This window comes from Streptomyces sp. LS1784, assembly GCF_020103755.1.
GTDB lineage: Bacteria > Actinomycetota > Actinomycetes > Streptomycetales > Streptomycetaceae > Kitasatospora.
The window spans coordinates 1-2,067 of record NZ_JAHSQD010000922.1; the positions used below are offsets into that span (position 1 = coordinate 1).

Consider the following 2,067-nt stretch of genomic DNA (forward strand, 5'->3'; position numbering starts at 1 on the left):
GGCCTCGGCGAGTTCGGCGGCCAGCTCGCCACCCCGGCCGGCCCGGAGCAGGCCGTCGGCCAGCCGCTCCAGGGCGCGCAGCCGCAGGTCGGTCAGGTACGGGAGCATCCGCTCGCGCAGCAGGGCGGAGCCGCAGTCGGCGAGCGCCGGGCCGCGCCACAGGTCCAGCGCGGCGCGCAGCAGGGGCAGTGCCGGGTCCGGCGAGACGCCCTCCGTCGGGGTGGCGGGCTCGGGGAGCAGGACGCCCGCCTGCTCGCAGAGCCGGCCGAAGCGCAGCACGTCGACCCGGTCGGGCTCGCCGGCCAGCAGGTAGCCGGACCCACGGGTGCCGAGCTCCAGCCCGGGGCCGTCCAGCAGCTGGCGCAGCGCCGCGACGTGGCCCTGCAGAGCGGCCCGCGCGGTGGGCGGGGCGCAGCCCTCCCAGACCAGCTCGATCAGCTCCTCGGTGGCCACCGTCCGGTTCAGCTGTACGGCGAGCGCGCTCAGCAGTGCCCGGCGCTTGGGCGCCGAAGGCGTCACCGCCGTCCCGTCCTCCCGCCGCACCACCACCGGTCCGAGCAGATCGATGTGCACGCGTCTGTTCCCCTCCCCCGCCAACGACTCCCCGGCCGGTTCGAGGATAGGGCCGACCAGGCCCTTCACACCGGGTCGGGCCCGTCTCCGCACCGTACCGGCGGGGTACGACAGGGCGGTCCCGTCCACCCGTCGCGGTCCGCCGCCCCTCCGGTGCAACCTTCGGCCGCCCCGTGGCGTCCACCGAGGGCAGGAGCGACTGCCGGACTGGACCGGACATGTTCTCGCACTACACTGCTCCACCCCGAGGGCCGGTGAGCGCTTCGGGTGTGATGCGCGGTTTGCGATGAGGTGGTGGGTACTGGTGCGGATTCGACTGCTCGGGCCGGTGGAGTTGCGGGTCGGGGCAGACGGCTTCACCGGCGTGGCGGGTGCTCAGCGGCGGGCCGTGCTGGCACTGCTGGCGCTGCGGCTGGGGCACCTGGTCACCGTGGACCAGCTGTGCGAGCTGCTGTGGGACGAGCAGCCGCCGCCGAGCGCACGAGCAGCCGTGCAGGGGCACGTCGCCGCGCTGCGGAAGGTGCTCGCCGACACCCCCTTCGAGCTGCACACCCGGGACTCCGGCTACCTGCTGGACGGGCCGGCCGGCACGGTGGACGCGCTGCGCTTCGAGGAACTGACCGGCGCGGCCGACCGGCAGGCCGGGCTCGGCGCCTGCACCGCGGCGGTCGCGCTGCTGGAGGAGGCACTGCGGCTGTGGCGCGGCGAGGCCCTGGCCGACCTGCCCGACACCCCGTTGCGCGCCGCCGCGGTGGACCGGCTGAAGCAGTCCCGCACCGCCGCCCTCCTCCACTGGGCCGGGCTGCGGCTGGGCCAGGGCACCGGGGCGTCGGCCGTACCGCTGCTGGAGCAGGGCGTACGGATGGACGGGCTGCGCGAGGAGCTGGTGGCGCTGCTGATGCGCTGCCTGCACCAGGCGGGCCGGCCCGCCGAGGCGCTGACCGCCTACCACCAGGCCCGGGTGCGGCTGGACGACGAGCTGGGCATCAACCCGGGCCCGGCGCTGCGGGCGGCGCTCGCCGTGGTGCTGGCCGACGACCGCGCGGTGGAGCCGCCGCCCACCGCTCCCCCACGTCCCGAACCGGCGCCGCTGCTTCCACTGGTCCCGCGCCAACTCCCCCGCCGCCACCCGGACTTCGTCGGCCGCACCACGGACCTGGCCCGACTCGACCGGGCCTGCGGGCCCGCCCGCGCCGGGGACGGCCCGGTGCTGGTGGTCGGCCCGGCCGGGGTCGGCAAGAGCGCGCTGGTCACCGACTGGGCCCACCGGGTCGCCGACCGCTTCCCGGACGGCCTGCTCCACGCCGAGCTGCACGGCCTCGCCCCGGACGGCCCGGCCCTGCCGGAGGCCGTCCTGGCCCGCTTCCTGCGGGCACTCGGCGTGCCGGAGGACGGCGTCCCCGCCGAGCGCGCCGCCCGGGCGGCGCTCTACCGCGAACGCACCAGGGGCCGGCGGCTGCTGGTGCTGCTGGACGACGCCGCCGACGCCGACCA

At 77.2% G+C, this 2,067-nt stretch carries 2 protein-coding genes; one reads left to right on the plus strand and one right to left on the minus strand.

The window, feature by feature from the left end:
* Positions 1–573: BTAD domain-containing putative transcriptional regulator (locus KS423_RS44255; protein WP_224285329.1), on the minus strand; the 573-nt coding region annotated here is incomplete at its 3' end.
* Between the two features lie 304 nt (positions 574–877).
* Here KS423_RS44255 and KS423_RS44260 point away from each other — a divergent pair.
* On the plus strand, positions 878–2,067 hold a 1,190-nt coding region (locus KS423_RS44260; RefSeq protein ID WP_224285330.1), incomplete at its 3' end, for a BTAD domain-containing putative transcriptional regulator.